20 protein-coding genes and 1 tRNA gene are annotated in these 14,402 nt (G+C 68.5%); 14 read left to right on the forward strand and 7 right to left on the reverse strand.

The window, feature by feature from the left end:
- Positions 1–34: 34 nt before the first annotated feature.
- Genes ACUYTF_RS10665 through ACUYTF_RS10675 form a run of 3 tightly spaced genes read left to right on the forward strand, consistent with a single transcriptional unit; the run spans position 35 to position 1,869 of the window.
- Entirely contained in the window at positions 35–535 is a 501-nt protein-coding gene (locus tag ACUYTF_RS10665; protein ID WP_449279781.1) for a flavin reductase family protein, read from the forward strand.
- Positions 532–942: a riboflavin kinase gene (locus ACUYTF_RS10670; RefSeq protein ID WP_449279782.1), complete on the forward strand. Its 411-nt coding sequence runs from the start codon at positions 532–534 to the stop codon at positions 940–942. Before ACUYTF_RS10665 ends, ACUYTF_RS10670 begins: the two co-directional genes overlap by 4 nt.
- Positions 943–945: 3 nt before the next feature.
- The gene (locus ACUYTF_RS10675; protein WP_449279783.1) at positions 946–1,869 is read left to right on the forward strand and encodes an HAD hydrolase family protein; all 924 of its coding nucleotides are present in this window, start codon (positions 946–948) and stop codon (positions 1,867–1,869) included.
- A gap of 40 nt (positions 1,870–1,909) precedes the next feature.
- On the opposite strand, the gene ACUYTF_RS10680 is transcribed toward ACUYTF_RS10675, so the two are convergent.
- From ACUYTF_RS10680 to ACUYTF_RS10690, 3 genes are read right to left on the reverse strand one after another with little or no spacing between them, the layout of a single operon-like run.
- On the reverse strand, positions 1,910–2,497 hold the full coding sequence (locus tag ACUYTF_RS10680) for a DUF2017 family protein (RefSeq protein ID WP_449279784.1): 588 nt from the start codon (positions 2,495–2,497) through the stop codon (positions 1,910–1,912).
- Positions 2,494–2,793: an ATP-dependent Clp protease adapter ClpS gene (clpS, locus tag ACUYTF_RS10685; RefSeq protein ID WP_449279785.1), complete on the reverse strand. Its 300-nt coding sequence runs from the start codon at positions 2,791–2,793 to the stop codon at positions 2,494–2,496. The genes ACUYTF_RS10680 and clpS overlap by 4 nt, the downstream gene beginning before the upstream one ends.
- Positions 2,793–3,140, reverse strand: a complete 348-nt coding sequence (locus ACUYTF_RS10690) for a metallopeptidase family protein (protein WP_449279786.1) — start codon at positions 3,138–3,140, stop codon at positions 2,793–2,795. Before ACUYTF_RS10690 ends, clpS begins: the two co-directional genes overlap by 1 nt.
- 118 nt (positions 3,141–3,258) lie before the next feature.
- Here ACUYTF_RS10690 and ACUYTF_RS10695 point away from each other — a divergent pair, with 118 nt between their 5' ends.
- Positions 3,259–3,447 (forward strand): DUF4177 domain-containing protein, encoded by a 189-nt coding sequence (locus ACUYTF_RS10695; protein WP_449279787.1) that lies wholly within the window; start codon positions 3,259–3,261, stop codon positions 3,445–3,447.
- Positions 3,444–3,953 (forward strand): DUF2165 family protein, encoded by a 510-nt coding sequence (locus tag ACUYTF_RS10700; RefSeq protein WP_449279788.1) that lies wholly within the window; start codon positions 3,444–3,446, stop codon positions 3,951–3,953. The genes ACUYTF_RS10695 and ACUYTF_RS10700 overlap by 4 nt, the downstream gene beginning before the upstream one ends.
- Positions 3,954–4,016: 63 nt before the next feature.
- On the opposite strand, the gene ACUYTF_RS10705 is transcribed toward ACUYTF_RS10700, so the two are convergent.
- Positions 4,017–4,089: transfer RNA gene (locus ACUYTF_RS10705), tRNA-His, on the reverse strand.
- 170 nt (positions 4,090–4,259) lie between these two features.
- On the opposite strand from ACUYTF_RS10705, the gene ACUYTF_RS10710 reads away from it, so the two are divergent.
- Genes ACUYTF_RS10710 through crcB form a run of 3 tightly spaced genes read left to right on the forward strand, consistent with a single transcriptional unit; the run spans position 4,260 to position 5,601 of the window.
- Entirely contained in the window at positions 4,260–4,715 is a 456-nt protein-coding gene (locus tag ACUYTF_RS10710; RefSeq protein WP_449279789.1) for a DUF3817 domain-containing protein, read from the forward strand.
- A 36-nt stretch (positions 4,716–4,751) separates the two neighbouring features.
- Positions 4,752–5,240 (forward strand): fluoride efflux transporter FluC, encoded by a 489-nt coding sequence (locus ACUYTF_RS10715; protein ID WP_449279790.1) that lies wholly within the window; start codon positions 4,752–4,754, stop codon positions 5,238–5,240.
- Positions 5,233–5,601, forward strand: coding sequence for a fluoride efflux transporter CrcB (crcB, locus tag ACUYTF_RS10720; protein WP_449279791.1), 369 nt, complete (start codon positions 5,233–5,235; stop codon positions 5,599–5,601). Before ACUYTF_RS10715 ends, crcB begins: the two co-directional genes overlap by 8 nt.
- On the opposite strand, the gene pdxY is transcribed toward crcB, so the two are convergent.
- Positions 5,598–6,449 (reverse strand): pyridoxal kinase PdxY, encoded by an 852-nt coding sequence (pdxY, locus tag ACUYTF_RS10725; RefSeq protein WP_449279792.1) that lies wholly within the window; start codon positions 6,447–6,449, stop codon positions 5,598–5,600. The two genes, crcB and pdxY, sit on opposite strands and share 4 nt — an antisense overlap.
- A 116-nt stretch (positions 6,450–6,565) precedes the next feature.
- On the opposite strand from pdxY, the gene gluQRS reads away from it, so the two are divergent.
- A complete protein-coding gene (gene gluQRS, locus ACUYTF_RS10730) occupies positions 6,566–7,513 on the forward strand; it encodes a tRNA glutamyl-Q(34) synthetase GluQRS (RefSeq protein WP_434143638.1) in 948 nt (315 codons plus the stop codon).
- 3 nt (positions 7,514–7,516) lie between these two features.
- Here the strand turns inward: gluQRS and ACUYTF_RS10735 are convergent, their stop codons facing one another.
- Complete coding sequence (locus ACUYTF_RS10735; RefSeq protein WP_434143640.1) at positions 7,517–7,864, reverse strand: spore germination protein GerW family protein; 348 nt, start codon at positions 7,862–7,864, stop codon at positions 7,517–7,519.
- A gap of 4 nt (positions 7,865–7,868) precedes the next feature.
- Positions 7,869–8,723: a GDSL-type esterase/lipase family protein gene (locus ACUYTF_RS10740; RefSeq protein WP_434143641.1), complete on the reverse strand. Its 855-nt coding sequence runs from the start codon at positions 8,721–8,723 to the stop codon at positions 7,869–7,871.
- Positions 8,724–8,845: 122 nt separating this feature from the next.
- On the opposite strand from ACUYTF_RS10740, the gene ACUYTF_RS10745 reads away from it, so the two are divergent.
- From ACUYTF_RS10745 to ACUYTF_RS10765, 5 genes are all read left to right on the forward strand, one after another.
- Positions 8,846–10,345, forward strand: a complete 1,500-nt coding sequence (locus ACUYTF_RS10745; protein WP_449279793.1) for a PucR family transcriptional regulator — start codon at positions 8,846–8,848, stop codon at positions 10,343–10,345.
- A 109-nt stretch (positions 10,346–10,454) separates the two neighbouring features.
- Positions 10,455–11,942: an amino acid permease gene (locus tag ACUYTF_RS10750; protein WP_434143645.1), complete on the forward strand. Its 1,488-nt coding sequence runs from the start codon at positions 10,455–10,457 to the stop codon at positions 11,940–11,942.
- Entirely contained in the window at positions 11,939–12,625 is a 687-nt protein-coding gene (locus ACUYTF_RS10755; RefSeq protein WP_449279794.1) for an SDR family NAD(P)-dependent oxidoreductase, read from the forward strand. Before ACUYTF_RS10750 ends, ACUYTF_RS10755 begins: the two co-directional genes overlap by 4 nt.
- Positions 12,625–13,401, forward strand: a complete 777-nt coding sequence (locus ACUYTF_RS10760; protein WP_449279795.1) for an SDR family NAD(P)-dependent oxidoreductase — start codon at positions 12,625–12,627, stop codon at positions 13,399–13,401. Before ACUYTF_RS10755 ends, ACUYTF_RS10760 begins: the two co-directional genes overlap by 1 nt.
- Positions 13,402–13,432: 31 nt before the next feature.
- A complete protein-coding gene (locus tag ACUYTF_RS10765) occupies positions 13,433–14,332 on the forward strand; it encodes a polysaccharide deacetylase family protein (protein ID WP_434143650.1) in 900 nt (299 codons plus the stop codon).
- Positions 14,333–14,402 lie beyond the last annotated feature (70 nt).

Consider the following 14,402-nt stretch of genomic DNA (forward strand, 5'->3'; position numbering starts at 1 on the left):
AAATTTGACTATGTTGATTCATGGAGGGTCACATATGAACGTTCAGCAGGCATCCGACGCCGGAGTCGGCACGCAGCTGCGCCGCGCTTTCTCCGCCTTCCCGACCGGCGTCGTCGCCGTCGGGGCCGTCGGGGCCGTCGGGGCGCCGATCGGCATGGCGGTGAACTCCTTCACCTCGATCTCCCTCGATCCGCCGCTCGTGGCGATCAGCGTCGCGAACACCTCGCGCACCTGGCCGCAGTTCGAGAACGTCGCCTCCATCGGCCTGAGCGTGCTCGGGCATGCGCAGGAGGGCGTGAGCCGGCAGCTCTCGGCGCGCGAGGGCGATCGCTTCGCGAACATCGACTGGCAGGCGGGCGACGACGGTGCCGTCCACTTCCCGGGCGCCGCGCTCTGGCTGAGCTGCTCGGTGCACTCCCTGCTGCCCGGCGGCGATCACACCATCGTGCTGCTCGAGGTCAGCGACGTCGAGTACTTCGCCGATGTCGAGCCGCTGGTCTTCCACCACAGTCGATACCGCACCATCGGGGAATGAGCGCGCTCGACTGGCGGGTCGCGGGCGTCGTCGTGCACGGCGACGGCCGCGGGCGTGAGCTCGGCTATCCGACGGCGAACCTCGACACGCACGACCCGCTGCCCCCGGCCGGCGTCTACGCCGCCTGGGTGCGTGTGCCCCGCCCGGAGAGCCGCGCGCTCTGGCACGAGGCGACCGTCAGCGTCGGCGACAACCCGACCTTCGGCGATGTCGCCGCCGATCGGGCCGAGTGCTTTCTTCATGATTTCTCGGGCGACCTGTACGGCCTCGAGCTCGAAGTGGCGTTCGTGGCGTACATTCGAGAGATGGCCGCATTCTCCGTACTCGACGAACTGATCGAGAACGCCGCAAGCGACGTCGAACGATCGCGCGAGCTGCTGCGGCTCAATCCGCGGACGGCGGGCTGAGGCATGGTCGACGAGGTGCGGCGGGCTGCGGAGCCGTTCGACGGCTCGGCGCCGGCGCGCGCGGCTGCGCCCGCCGATGATCCCTGGCTGATTTTCCTGGACGTCGACGGTACGCTCGTCGACGGCACCCACCGGCCCCGACCATCGGCCACCCGGGCCGTACGGCAGGCGCGGGCTCGCGGTCACCGCGTCTACCTGTCGACCGGGCGATCGCGTTCGGGCATCTCCGACGAGATCATGGAGATCGGCTTCGACGGGGTGGTGACGGCGAGCGGCGGCTTCATCGAAACGGCAGAAGCGCTCATCGCCACCGAGACCATGCCCGATGCGGATGTCTCGTATCTGATCGACCTGTTCGGCACGCTCGACCTCGAGTTCACGCTGCAAGCCAGGGATCGCACCTATGCGAGCATCGGGCTCGCCGAACGGATGCGCCCGCTGCTGCGCGAGCAGCGCCGCATCGCCGCCGGTGGTGCGAGCGCGCTCGCCCACCTGGAGCAGCTCGAACGCCGTTTCGTGTACGCGGGCCCCCCGCCGCTCGTCGGCATCGCGAAAGCCACGTTCGTCGGCCCGGATACGCTGGCGTACGGGCGGCTGTGCGATGTCATCGACGCCCGCTTCCTCCCCGTCACCGGCACGATCCCGTACCTCGGCGAACTCGGGGGAGAGGTCGGGCTGCGCACGACCAACAAGGGGCGCGCCCTGCACAGCGTCGCCGAGTTCCACGGCATTCCGATGCGCCGCACGATGGCCGTGGGCGATAGCGCCAACGATCTCGAGATGGTCGTCGAGGCCGCCGCCGGGGTCGCGATGGGCGACGCGCCGCCCGCGCTGCTCGATGCGGCGGACTATACGACGGGCACGGTGGCGGAGGACGGCATCTGGCGCGCCTTCGTGCGTTACGGCCTCGTCGAGGACCGGGACTGACGCACTCGGCAGCGCAGACCGCCCGCGAACCGGTGCGGCTTCAGGCCGACTTGCCGGCCCCCGCCGTACGCGCGCGCATCACGGCATCGAGTATGGCCGCGAGCCAGTCGAAGACGAGCACGGTGCTGCGGGCCTCGTCGTCGGCTTCGAGACGGGCGTGATCCGACTCCTGTTCGAGGCCGATGCGGGCGGCGATCGCGAGGCGCAGCGCCGTGAGGGTGCGCGCCCAGGTCGGCAGTTCGTCGAAAGCGATATCGACCTCGATCTCCAGATCGTCGTCCTCGAGCGACGAGAACGGGTCGCCTCCGAGCCCGATCGCCGAAGTCACCGCGAGGGCATCCTGCACCTTCCGGTTCAGGATGCCCTGCTCGGACACGCGACGGAAGCGGTCGGCGTCATCGCTCTGGTCGTACGCATCGGGGAAGAGCCTGGCGAGCGCCGGGTCCTCGGGCTTCGACTCCGACCCGCCGACCTCCAGGCTCGCGAAGAGCGGGTCGGCGTCGAGCGCCATCGAGCTGTGGCTCTGCAGGAGCTGCAGCAGCTGGGTGACCAGCTGGTCGAGCATGGCCGCCTCGTCCGTCTGCAGCACCATGCGCAGGCCGCCCTCGGGCAGCTGCACGAGCATCATTCCGACCCCACCTCTCTCACCGTCGCCCACAGGCCGTAATCGTGCATCGCCTCGACGTGCATCTCCATCGCGTGCCGCCCGCCCTCGGCGACCACGGCGCTGCCGCGATGATGCACCTGCAGCATGAGTTCGTGAGCGCGCTCCTCGCTGAACCCGAAGTGCGTCTGGAAGACGTACGAGACGTACGACATGAGGTTCACCGGATCATCCCATACGACCGTCTGCCAGGGACGTTCGGCGACGGCCGCCGGTTGACCCTGGCCGTCGATCTTCGGCTGCACGCCCGCCACCGCCATCAGCCCCACCCGAGCTCATGGATGCGCGCTTCCGAGATGCCGTAGAAGTGAGCGATCTCGTGCACCAGCGTGATGCGGATCTCGGAGACCAGCTCGGAGCGGTCGGCGCAGTGCCGCAACAGGTTCAGCCGGAAGAGGATGATGCGGTCGGGCTCTTCGCCGAAGCCGTACGCGCCGCGCTCGGCGAGCGAGAACCCCTCGTAGACGCCCAGAATGTCGCTGCCGTCTGCCGGTTCGTCTTCGACGAGGAAGATGACGTTGTCGAGCTGTTCGAGCATCTCATCATGCAGAGAATCGAGGCCATCAGACACGAGTTCTTCGAACTCCTCAGGCGATATCTCGAGCATGCCCCCAGCCTAACCGTCCCGTGCGGTTCGCGGGCGGAACATCCAGCTCCGCCCCAGTCGAGCGCCCATTGACTCCGGTCGACCGGTGGGCCAAGCTGAGAGAGAAGGGGGTGCCGGAATGCACGAGTACGCGTTCGTCAGCATCAGAATGCTACGCCGTCGCGAGGGCTCCGACTGGGAGGCGGACTATCGGGCCGCGATCCGCGAGCGCGCAGCGGCCGGGTGGCGGTTCGTGCAGGCAATTCCGTTCGAGTCGAGCGCGAACCCGCGCCTCGATCTGGTGTTCGAGCGAAAGGTAGTGCGATGAAGCATCCGCTCCGCTTGCTGCAGGCGTTCACGCTGTTCTCGGCCGGCCTCTTCGGCCTCTTCGTATTCATGGGAAACCTCATGGACTACGACTCCAACTACCAGTTCGTGAAGCACGTGCTCTCGATGGATACGACCTTCGAGGGCAACGCGCTCATGTGGCGCGCTATCACGGTGCCGTGGGTGTGGACCGTCGGCTACATTGGCATCATTCTCGCGGAGGGCGTGTTCGCCGCGCTCGGCCTCATCGGGGGAGTGAAGCTGTTCCTGCGCCGCAATGCCGATGCCGATGCCTACAACGGCGTGCGCGGGTGGGGCTACGCGGCCTACGGGCTCGGATTCCTCATCTGGTTCATCGGCTTCATCGTCATCGGCTCCGAGTGGTTCGCGATGTGGCAGTCGAGCAGCTGGAACGGCAAGGACACCGCGATGCCGCTCGCGATCCTCTGGGCCGGTTTCGCCGTGCTGCTCGCCCAGAACGAGCCGAGCGAGGCGGACACTGCCTGAGCGCGTAGGCGTCGCAGAAGGACGAAGGTCCCGGACTCGTACGAGTCCGGGACCTTCTCTCGGGGTGGACAACGGGACTTGAACCCGCGACCACCGGCACCACAAGCCGGTGCTCTACCAACTGAGCTATGCCCACCATGCTGACCTGCCGCTCGGGCGAGGCAACCCTACGATCATAACCCAAGATCCGCCCGAGTTGCACATCGAGGCGATCCCGCGCGAGTGCGACGCTCGAGAAGGCTCCGGCCCCACCGAGAACAGGCAACGCGCAGGGTTCGACTCGGAGTATTCGGTAGCGTGATCGGTATGTCGCCGCGCACGCTTTTTCGCACCTTCGCCTTCGCCGAAGTCGTCACCTGGGCGGGCCTGATCACCGCCATGATCCTCCGCGGTACCGGCGTGACCGACGCGGCGATGCCGATCGCCGGCGGCGTGCACGGCTTCGTGTTCCTCTGCTACGGCGTGACGACCGTATTCGTGTGGGTGAACCAGCGCTGGAAGGCGGGCACCGGCATTCTCGGGCTGATCACGGCGGTCGTGCCCTTCGCCACGGTTCCCTTCGAGTTCGCGATCGACCGCAAGGGTCTGCTGGCCGGCGGGTGGCGGCTGGTGCCCGGCGGCGACGCTCCGCGCGGCTTCATCGAGCACGTGCAGGCCTGGGTGCTGCGGCATCCGCTGCTCGCGATCGTGCTGCTCGTCGTGCTCGTGGCCGTCGTATTCACGGTGCTCCTGATCCTCGGCCCGCCCGTGCCGCGCGGCTAGCGAGTCGAGATCGGAGCCGCGCAGTACGATGTCCGTGTGAGTGATCGGGAGCGCATCCGGGAGAAGCTGCCCGATGTCGCGCTGGTCGCTCTGGGCGGCGCGGTCGGAACGCTCATGCGGTATCTGCTCGACGGCGCGATCGAACGCGGCGTCGGGGGAGCGGTGGCCGGAGTTCCCGTCGGCATCCTCGCCATCAACGTGCTCGGTGCATTCGCGCTCGCCCTGCTCGTCGAGGGCCTCTCGCCGCGCGGCGAGGATCGCTGGCGAGCGACCCGTCTGCTCGTCGGCACCGGCATGCTCGGCGGATTCACGACCTACAGCAGCCTCGCTGCCGGCACGGTCGGGCTTATGCGCAACGGCGGGGTGATCTCGGGCGCCTCCGTCGGTCTCGCTGCGGGTTACGCGCTCGCGACGGTGGTCATCGGGGGTCTTGCGAGCTGGGCGGGCATCATCGTCGGCGCACGGCTGCACGCGCGCCGATCCGACGCTTCCGCGAGTGCCGATGGGGCGGTGGGCGATGAGTGAACTGATGATCGCGCTCGGCGTCGCGGTGGGCGGCGGCCTCGGGGCAGCGACGCGCTACCTGATCGACCTCAGCATTCCCGATCGCGTTCGCGCTCGTTTCCCGTGGGGCGTGATGCTGATCAACCTCAGCGGATCGTTCGCGCTCGGGCTGCTCACCGGAGCGGCGCTCGACGCTCCGATCGTCGCCACGATCTCCATCGGATTCCTCGGCGGGTATACGACGTTCAGCACTGCGAGCCTCGACACCGTGCAGCTGCTGCGACGCAAGCGCACTGCTGCAGCGCTGTTGAACGGTATCGGCATGCTCGTCGCCGCGGTCGCCCTCGCAGCGCTCGGCATCGCCTGGGGCAGCTCGCTCTAGCGGACCCGCGTCACTTCGAAGCGCATGCTCGGAGCCGCATACGCTTCTTGCGACTCGATCAGCTGCAGCTCGCGCTGCCCGGACGCGAGGGTGTTCTCGAGCAGTTCGAAGACGCTGGCCGAAGTGCGCGCCAGAGCTTCTGCGGCGTCGCCGGTGCGCACGAAGTGCGCCGTGAACAGCGCGGCGGTGACGTCTCCGGAACCGTTCCACTTCCCGGCGAGATGCGGCGTCTGCACGATCCAGGCGCCGTCGCCGTCGACCGCGAGCATCTCGATGGTGCCCTCGGGGCGCTCCGGCCGCTCCAGGCTCGTGACGAGCACCGTCTTCGGGCCGCGTTCGCGCGCGAGGTCGACCGATGTGAGCGTCGACTCGAGCGTGTCGGGGGAGGTGCCGGTGATGAAGCCGAGCTCGAACTGGTTCGGCGTGATGAGGTCGGCCGCGGGCACGACCCGGTCGCGAATCAGGTTCTGCACCTCGGGTGCGACATGGCAGCCCGATTTCGCGTTGCCGAGCACGGGGTCGCAGGCGTAGACCGCATTCGGGCTGCGGCGCTTGACCCGGGCGACGGCGTCGAGGATGGCGTCGCCGATGCTGTCGCCGCCCTGATACCCCGAGAGCACGGCGTCGACGCGCTCGAGCCCGCCCCGCTCCTCGATTCCCATGACGATCTCCCGCACGTCGTCGCCGGTCAGGAGCGGCCCGCGCCAGGCGCCATATCCGGTGTGGTTCGAGAAGCAGACGGTATACACGGGCATGACCTCGACGCCGATGCGCTGCAACGGGAACACCGCAGCCGAGTTGCCGACATGACCGTACGATACGGAGGACTGGATCGAGAGAACACGCATGGAACGATCCTCCCACTGGACCACTCGCTGAACCACTTTCAGCAGGTCGCAATGGGCCATTCGGTGGTGCGTCGGAAGGATGCCGCGAGCCCGCGGTGCCGTGGGAGGATGGTCGGATGGAAGAGGAGCGCGAGATCGAGATCGCGGAGACCGGCGCCGGACGCTACGCGCCGAGCCCGTCGGGAGACCTGCACCTCGGAAACCTGCGGACCGCGCTCATCGCCTGGCTCTTCGCCCGCACCAGCGGCCGCCGTTTCCTCATGCGCATCGAAGACCTCGACCGAGCGCGCGACTCGGGCGGCGCGCAGCGGCAGCTCGACGACCTCGAGAGCCTCGGCATCGACTGGGACGGCGAGGCAGTGCTGCAGACCGAGCGGGGTTCCGACCACGATGCGGCACTCGCCGCGCTCGTGGATGCGGGCCTCGTCTACGAGTGCACGTGCACGCGGCGCGACATCCTCGCCGCCCCCAGTGCTCCCCACGCCCCGCCCGGAGCCTACCCCGGTACCTGTCGGAACTTGAGCGAGGCCGAACGACGAGCCGCGCGCCAACGCATCGCGCCCCGCGAACCCGCACTGCGGCTCCGGGCTCCCGAGGGGCTGACCGAGCTCGGGTTCGACGACCGCCTGATGGGTCGGGTCACCGGCGACATCGACGATTTCGTACTGCGCCGCGGCGACGGCACCATTGCCTACAATCTTGCGGTCGTCGTCGACGATGCCGCGATGGGCGTCGACCAGATCGTGCGCGGCGACGACCTCGCACCGTCCACGCCGCGTCAGATTCTGCTGCAGCGGCTCCTCGGCGCGGCTTCGCCGCCCGACGTCGAATACGCGCATGTGCCGCTGGTGCTGGGGCCGAGCGGAGCGCGGCTCGCGAAGCGCGATGGCGCCGTCACGCTCGCCCAGCTGCGGGAGCGAGGCGTCGATCCGGTCGACGTGCTGGGTTGGCTCGCGACCTCGCTCGGACTGGCCGCGGCGGGCGAGCGCATCGGCGTCGATACGCTGCGGGCGCGCTTCGACCCGGCCGCACTGCCGCGCGATCCCTGGAGATGGAGCGGCTGAAGGCTACTTCTTCAGTGCACGGATGATGCGGGCGAGCGCGCGGCCCGCGACCCACACGAAGGGCACGCCGACCGCGAGCAGCGCGATCAGGTTCGGCTCGAAGCGGGTGAAGCCGTCGCGGGTGACATAGGCGCCGACAGGGATCGACATGCCGCCCCCGCCACCGCCGGAGCCCTCGCCGTGCTGCGCCTTGCCGTCGAGTTCACCGGCGCCTTCGCCGGCTCCGAATCCGAACGAGGTGCAGGCCACGGGGATGATGGTCGTGCCGTCGACCTCGAGCGGATCGCCGAAGGCCGAGTTCACCCCGACCTGGGTGACGGTGTCTGCGAGCTGCTGCGTGAGATGTGCCATGAGGTCAGCCTAACTGCTCCGGTTCTTCGTCGACAGCCCCGTAGCGCCCGCGACGCGCGCGCGTCGGCTGGGGACGCTTCGGTTCGATGTCGTCGCCCGACGAGACGTGCTTGATGCGGCGGATCACCCACGGGACCAGATACTCGCGCGCCCAGACGACATCTTCCGTGCGCGCCTCGCGCCAGCTGCGCTCGGGCAGCGACGGCGGATCGAGCGGCGTGAGCTCGTTCGGCACGTTCAACGCCGCGAGCGCCGCGCGTGCGATCGTATGGTGGCCGAGCGCGTTCAGGTGCAGCCGGTCGCCGGCCCAGTAGCGCCCGTCCTTCAATTCGTCGATCGCCCACTGGTCGACGACGATGCAGTCGTGGCGCTGGGCGACCTTGCGCACGTTCTCGTTGTAGATGGCGACCTTGCCGCGGATGGAACGGAAAACGGGCTGGAACGCGGTGTCGACACCGGTGAACAGCACTACGGTCGCACCGCCGGCCTTCAGGCGGGTGACGATCTGCTCGAGCTGCTCGGCCACCTCGTCGGGGTCCGAGCCGGGGCGGATCACGTCATTGCCGCCCGCGCACAGGCTGATGAGATCGGGGCGCAGTTCGAGCGCCTGCTCCACCTGCTCCTCCGAGATCTGGCGGATCAGCTTGCCGCGCACCGCGAGGTTCGCGTACGAGAAGTTCTCGTCGATCGCGGCGAGCGCTTCGGCGAAGCGGTCAGCCCAACCGCGCAGGCCGCCTGGGCTATCGGCATCGGGGTCGCCGACGCCCTCGGTGAACGAATCGCCGATCGCGACGAATCGCGACCAGGGGAGTTCGACGCCGTTCGCGTCACTCGAATCAGACGATGGATGCTCAGCCAATGTCTACCCCTGCCTTTTGCCGTGCGAGGAGCGCGGCGCATTACGGATACGAAGATCCATCATATCGAGCGCCGCGCGGTGGACGCGCTCGTGCATCTCCGGCGATGCATAGAATGCATTCCATGTCGGTGACGGTGCGCGAACTCGCGGAAATGTCTCATCTGCAGCTGTCGATCGCGGCCGGCTCGACTGGCCTCGATCGCGTCGTCGCGTGGGCGCACACCAGTGATATCGAGGAGCCGTGGCGGTTTCTCGTCGGCGGCGAGCTGCTCATGACCAACGGGCTCTCAGTGCCCAAGGCGGCGGCGGCGCAGGGGCGGTTCGTGCGTCAGCTCCATGAAAACGGGGCCGTCGCGCTCGTGATCGGCGAGGAGATGTATGCCCCGCCGATCTCGCGTACGATGCTGCGCACCTGCGACGAACTCGGGTTTCCGCTCCTCTGGATCGCGTACCCGAAGCCGTTCGTGGCGGTCGCCCGCGAGATCGCCGAGGCGACCCAGGTCGAGCAGTCGAGCCGGCTGCGTCGCACGGAGCGCATGTATCGGGCGATGCATCGCGCGGCAGACGAGGAGACGGGGTTCCCGGGGCTCATCGATGCGATCTCGGCGGAGCTCGAGTGCGAGGTGCGTGTCTGCATCGGGGAGACTGGCGAGAATTGGGCGCCCGGGCAGCCGCCGATGCCGGCCGTCGTGCGCGAAGCGATCGGGCAGCACGAGGGGAGCGTGCGGGCGGGGGCCACGAGCATCGATCTTCCCGATGGTCGTCGCGCGCTGCTGCTCGACCTGCCGGCGCAGCCGGACGCCGTGCTGGTGGCCCTGCCCGATGCGGGCAGAATGCCCGACCTGCTGCTCCTGCAGCACGCGGCGACCATCGGGGCGCTCGCGGTCTCTCAGCTGCGCCTCGGCATCGAGTATCGACGCCGCTTCGGCGCCGAGCTGCTGAACCAGATGCTCGATGGCAAGGCCGACAGCGCCGAGGCCGCCCGCGCGCTCGAAGACGCCGGTATCGACCTCGCACAGGCGGTACTCGTCGCTGCCCGCAACGAGCAGCGGCCGGAGCGCCTGGCCGAGCTGCATGTGCGGCTGTGGCAGGCGGAAAGCCCTCACCTTACGATACGTCGAGGCGAGACCTCGTTCGTGGTGCTGCCGGCGGAGCCGCGTATGCTCGACGCGCTCGGGCACGCGGTCGGCGATGCGGGGTGCGCCGGAGCGAGCAATCCGATCGGCAGCATCGGTCGACTGGTCCGGGCGCGCGAAGAAGCGGGCTGGGCCCTGCGTGCGGCAGAAGGCCGCAACGCGCGATGGGTCGCATACGCCGACACTTCGCTCGAACTCGGGCCGCGCGGCCCGGAGGAGGCCCGGCTGCTGATCGACCGCGTGCTCGGACCGGTGCTCGGCAACGCGGGCGGCCCGGCCGAGCTGATGGCGACGCTCGAAGCCTTCCTCGAGCACGGCCGCTCGTGGCGGGCGACCGCAGAGACCCTGCATCTGCATCGTCACACGGTGATGTACCGCATCCGCAAGATCGAAGAGCTCACCGGCCACGATCTATCGGAGACCGGCGATCTCGCACGACTGTGGCTGGCGGTGCAGGCCTACCGGCAGCTCCGCGACGAGCGGTAGCAGTTGGACGAAAGTCGAGACTAGAACAGCCGAGCTGTGCAATCGTCGATTGTTGGCTGCGGTACCGGTGCTCGACAATGAATGCGGCACCGAGTCCAAAGGGGGACCTATGAGTCGCAACGACACCACCGCCGGCACCACGCAACTTCCCGGGTCGACAGACCGACTGAAACGCGGCTTCGGATTCGGATCCGCGCTCTCCCTCGCCTTCGCTGACATCTCGCCGATCGTGGCGCTCTACGCGATCTTCGCGCTCGGGCTCTTCGCGGCGGGGCCGCGCTTCTTCTGGGCCTTCCCGATCGTGATGTTCGGTCAGCTGCTGGTGTCGCTCGTCTTCGGAGAACTCGCCTCGCGCTGGCCCTACGCCGGCAGCGTCTACCAGTGGGCGCGGCACGCGAAGGGCATCGGCTGGGGCTGGACCGCCGCCTGGGCGTACATGTGGGGCCTCACCATTACACTGGCGACGCTCGCGCACGGCGGCGCAGGCTTCCTGCTCGCCGTCTTCGGGCAGGGGGATGCCGCGCCGTGGGTGCACACCCTCGTCGCGTTCGGCATCATCGCCCTCGGCACCGCCGCGAACATGATCGGGCGCCAGATCCTGAAGATCATGATTATCGCGAGCATCATCTGCGAGCTCGTGGGGTCGATCGGACTCAGCATCGTGCTCCTCATCTTCCACCGGGTGAACCCGGTGTCGACGCTGTTCGAGGGGCTCCCCGGGCCGGATGCCGGCGGCTTCAGTACCATGCTGCTGGCCATCGCGTTCGTCGGCTGGGCCTTCCTCGGCTTCGAGTCCGCCGGCTCGATCGCCGAAGAGGTCGAACAGCCCGAGCGCAATGTGCCCAAGGCGATCGTCTTCGGCCTGCTGCTCGTCGGCACCACCGTCATGATCTCTGCAGTCGCCGTGATCCTCGCTATCCCCGACATCGGAGCGGTGCTGGCGAACCCCATGGGCGATCCCGTCTCCGCGACGCTCGAGGCGCAGCTCGGCCCGGCGATCGCCAAGCCCCTGCTCATCATGTTCGTCATCGGGTTCGTCTCCTGCTTCCTCGCCGTGCAATCCGCGGTGTCGCGAGGCGTCTACGGCATGGCCCGCGACGGCGGACTGCCGGGTGCGGCATGGCTGTCGCGCCTCAGCGGCGCGGAGAAGCTGCCCAGCCGGTCGATCCTGCTCACCGCGATCATCGCGGCCGCGTTCGTGCTCCTCGTCGGTTCCCAGCTCTACAACGTGCTCGTTAGCTTCTCGGTCATGGGCCCCTACATCGCCTTCGCGGTGCCGGTGTTCGCCGCTGCCGCGGTGCGGCTGAGCGGCAAGTGGAAGCCGGGCAAGTTCACGCTCGGCCGCCTTGGCGCACCCGTGACCTACGGCGCTGCGATCTGGTTGACGTTCCAGGTCGTGAACGTGATGTGGCCGCGCGACATCCCGGACCAGCCCTGGTTCATCGACTGGAGCATGGTGATCAGCCTCGTCGCGCTCGGCATCATCGGCGCCGTCGTCTACCGCACGAGGCGACACCACATCAGGCAGCCCATCAGCGAAGTGCATGACGACCTGCGGGTCGCGGCAGAGATCGAAATGAAGGAGGAACGATCGTGACACGTGTGGCAGTCGTCACCGGAGCGGCATCGGGCATCGGCATGGCCGTCTGCCGAGCCCTGCAGGAGAGCGGGTGGACAGTGTGCGGGTTCGACCTCGCGCCGATTGCGGACCTCGAGCACTCGTTCGTGTGCGATGTCGCGGATCGCGACGCCGTCGACGCGGCCGTCGCCGAGGTGCAGCGTACCGTCGGCCCGATCGACGCGCTCGTTACCGCCGCCGGCTACTACGAGTTCTCGCCTTTCAGCGAGATCACGGAGGAGAGCTGGAACCGCATGATGCGCGTGCACATCGGCGGCCTCGTCGGCCCCGTGCGGGCCGTGCTGCCGGGCATGGTCGAGCGGGGCGCCGGCGCGATCGTCGCCATCTCGTCGGAGCTCGGTATCGCCGGCACCGAGAGCGAGGCGCACTACTCCGCTGCGAAGGGCGCCATTCTCGGCTTCGTGCGCAGTCTCGGCAGTGAGGTTGCGGGCCAGGGGGTGCGCGTGAACGCCGTCGCGCCCGGGCCGACCGACACCCCGCTGCTGCCCGCCGAGCAGCGCACACCCGAATACTTGGAATCGCTGCCGGCCCGGGCGCTCGCGCAGCCGGGGGACATTGCGCAGGCGGTGCACTTCTTGATCGATGAGGGAGGCTTCTGCTTCGGCGAAGTGATCTCCCCGAACATGGGAGCGGTGATCTGATGAGCGAGCAGTTGAAGCAGCGCCAGCAGGGGCGCATCGCGGTGGTCACCGGTGCGACGCAGGGCATCGGCCGGGCCATCGCGATACGGCTCGCGGCAGAGGGCGCACGGGTCGGTATCAACGGCCGGTCCGACACGCCCCAGCTGCGCGAGGTCGTCGGGGCGACCGGGGGGTTCCCGGTCATCGCCGACATCTCGAAGCCCGACGAGGTGCGCGAAGCCTTCGACGCCGTCGCCGTCGAACAGGGCCCCGTCGACGTGCTCGTCTGCAACGCGGCCTACATGTCGATGAGCCCGCTGCTCGAGCACGATGCCGACGACTGGTGGCGCAATATCGACACGAACCTCTCGGGCGCCTTCCGGTGCGTGCAGGCGGTCGTGCCCGGCATGCGCCGCACCGGCCGCGGCAACATCGTCATCGTCGCATCGGAATGGGGGGTCGTCGGCTGGCCGAATGCGACCGCGTACGCATCGTCGAAGTCGGGGCTCATCGCGCTGACGAAGTCGCTGGGGCGCGAACTCGCTCCCGAGAACATCACCGTGAACGGCATCGCACCCGGCATCATCGACACCCCGCAGCTGCAGGTCGATGCCGACGATGCCGGCATCCCGCTGCACGAGATGCACGAACGATACGGAGCCGAGATCCCTGCCGGCAGAATCGGGCGGCCCGAGGAGATCGCCGAAGTCGCGGCCCTCCTCTCGCGCCCCGATACGCGGGCGTTCGTCGGCCAGACGCTGCAGGCCAATGGCGGCAGCACGCGGGCGCGCGTGTGAACGAGCCGCAGCACCGAGAGAGGACGCAGTCATGACCCAGCAGTTCACCGCAGACGCCACGAGGCCTGCCGCACCGATCGCCTGGCCGAAGGGATTCCGCTCGGCCGCCAACCTCGGGTTCGACCTCGATTCCGAGGATGTCGCGCTCACGATTGATCGGGGCACCCGCGACCGCCTGTCGGTCATGAGCCACCAGGCCTACGGTGCGCTCACCGGCGTGCCGCGCGTGCTCGATCTGCTCCAGCGCTTCGACGTGCGCGCCACCTTCTTCGCCCCCGGCTACACCGTCGAGCGATATCCCGACCTCCTGAAGCGCATCCGCGATGCCGGGCACGAGATCGCCCACCACGGGTACATGCACGAGGCGATGGCCGGGCTCTCGTACGATGAGGAGGCCGCCATCATCGACCGCGGTCTCGAATCGCTCGAACGGGTGCTCGGTATCCGCCCGGTCGGATACCGGGCGCCGCTCTGGGAGACGTCGTACTCGACCGCCGAGATCCTGCTCGACCGCGGCTTCCTGTACGACTCGAGCATGATGGACTCCGACCTGCCGTACGAGCTCGCGGAGCGCCCCGGAGCCGGCGCACGCTCCCTCGTCGAGATCCCGGTGTCGTGGGCCCTCGACGACTGGGAGCAGTTCGCATTCGTACCCGATGTGTTCGGGCCCGGCGTCATCGAGGACCCGGCGAAGGCGCTCTCGATGTGGCAGGGCGAGCTCGCAGAGTCGCACCGCTACGAATCCTGCTTCACGCTGACCATCCACCCCTTCCTCAGCGGGAGGCTCGGTCGAATGCGCGCGCTCGAAACCCTGCTCGAGACGATGGCGGGGATGTCCGATCTCTGGCTCACGAGCTGTGGCGAGATCGCCGAGCACGTGCGCTCGCTCGACCTCGAACCACGGGTGTTCCCGAGGCCCGAGATCGACTGAACGTGCGACAGGGGTCGCGCTCCGCACAGCGATCCGTCGCAGACGACCGGTGCTGCCCGATGCCGGGGGC

The organism is Leucobacter sp. GX0328 (genome assembly GCF_053567315.1).

Coding starts and splice junctions, on each gene's coding strand:
- ACUYTF_RS10665 (WP_449279781.1), top strand. CDS start 35: ATGAACGTTCAGCAGGCATCCGACGCCGGAGTCGGCACGCAGCTGCGC.
- ACUYTF_RS10670 (WP_449279782.1), top strand. CDS start 532: ATGAGCGCGCTCGACTGGCGGGTCGCGGGCGTCGTCGTGCACGGCGAC.
- ACUYTF_RS10675 (WP_449279783.1), top strand. CDS start 946: ATGGTCGACGAGGTGCGGCGGGCTGCGGAGCCGTTCGACGGCTCGGCG.
- ACUYTF_RS10680 (WP_449279784.1), bottom strand. CDS start 2,497: ATGATGCTCGTGCAGCTGCCCGAGGGCGGCCTGCGCATGGTGCTGCAG.
- clpS (WP_449279785.1), bottom strand. CDS start 2,793: ATGGCGGTGGCGGGCGTGCAGCCGAAGATCGACGGCCAGGGTCAACCG.
- ACUYTF_RS10690 (WP_449279786.1), bottom strand. CDS start 3,140: ATGCTCGAGATATCGCCTGAGGAGTTCGAAGAACTCGTGTCTGATGGC.
- ACUYTF_RS10695 (WP_449279787.1), top strand. CDS start 3,259: ATGCACGAGTACGCGTTCGTCAGCATCAGAATGCTACGCCGTCGCGAG.
- ACUYTF_RS10700 (WP_449279788.1), top strand. CDS start 3,444: ATGAAGCATCCGCTCCGCTTGCTGCAGGCGTTCACGCTGTTCTCGGCC.
- ACUYTF_RS10710 (WP_449279789.1), top strand. CDS start 4,260: ATGTCGCCGCGCACGCTTTTTCGCACCTTCGCCTTCGCCGAAGTCGTC.
- crcB (WP_449279791.1), top strand. CDS start 5,233: ATGAGTGAACTGATGATCGCGCTCGGCGTCGCGGTGGGCGGCGGCCTC.
- pdxY (WP_449279792.1), bottom strand. CDS start 6,449: ATGCGTGTTCTCTCGATCCAGTCCTCCGTATCGTACGGTCATGTCGGC.
- gluQRS (WP_434143638.1), top strand. CDS start 6,566: ATGGAAGAGGAGCGCGAGATCGAGATCGCGGAGACCGGCGCCGGACGC.
- ACUYTF_RS10735 (WP_434143640.1), bottom strand. CDS start 7,864: ATGGCACATCTCACGCAGCAGCTCGCAGACACCGTCACCCAGGTCGGG.
- ACUYTF_RS10745 (WP_449279793.1), top strand. CDS start 8,846: ATGTCGGTGACGGTGCGCGAACTCGCGGAAATGTCTCATCTGCAGCTG.
- ACUYTF_RS10750 (WP_434143645.1), top strand. CDS start 10,455: ATGAGTCGCAACGACACCACCGCCGGCACCACGCAACTTCCCGGGTCG.
- ACUYTF_RS10760 (WP_449279795.1), top strand. CDS start 12,625: ATGAGCGAGCAGTTGAAGCAGCGCCAGCAGGGGCGCATCGCGGTGGTC.
- ACUYTF_RS10765 (WP_434143650.1), top strand. CDS start 13,433: ATGACCCAGCAGTTCACCGCAGACGCCACGAGGCCTGCCGCACCGATC.